General features: G+C 45.1%; 1 protein-coding gene. It reads left to right on the top strand.

From position 1 onward, the window contains the following. The coding region (locus R8N49_RS27225; RefSeq protein WP_318190463.1) for a substrate-binding periplasmic protein at nt 1–701 on the top strand (701 nt) is incomplete at both ends.

Below are 701 nucleotides of genomic sequence, written 5' to 3' on the forward strand. Positions count from 1 at the left end.
ACCTCGATTATCTCTCTAACATCGCGAAGGTTCTTGGGCTCAACCTAGAACTGCGCGCTTATCAACACATTCCGCCGTTGCTTAACGATGTTGAAAACGGTGTGATTGATGGCGCTGTGGGTTTTAGCAAAACGCCAGAAAGAGAGAAGCGTTTTCTGTTCTCGAAACCCTTTTTCTCCAGCACCATCGCTGCTTGGTATCGCGATGCTAGCTATAAAGATCGTGATATTCGCGATATCAAATGGGTGTGTGTGGAAGGTAGCGTGTACTGCGACAATCTAACTTCGCAGGGCATCGACAACATTATCTATGTGAAAACGCGTTTAGAAGCCTTTGATGACGTTCGACGCGGCAAAGCTAACGCGTTGATTTACACCTATGTGGGCATTACCGAATACCTTGATGCTAATGATATTGTGAAAGGAATTGTCGATATTCCGAATTGGCTGCAAGAAGAGGAGGTGAGTTTTATCGCCTCACTAGACAACCAGAAACTGATCGACAACATCGACAAAATTCTTGAATGGGAGCAGAGCGGTAAAAACATTCGTTCTGTGGCATCAAAAAACCCGTATCACATCAACGACAAGTTGCTGGTGGCATACCGTCGTAATCATAAAAGTAACTTAACGATCACGTACAGCAGCAGTGATGAAGCGTATCCATTTCTTTATCGAGATTCGCACACGGGTAAGCTGGAC

The organism is Vibrio sp. 1978 (genome assembly GCF_033344345.1).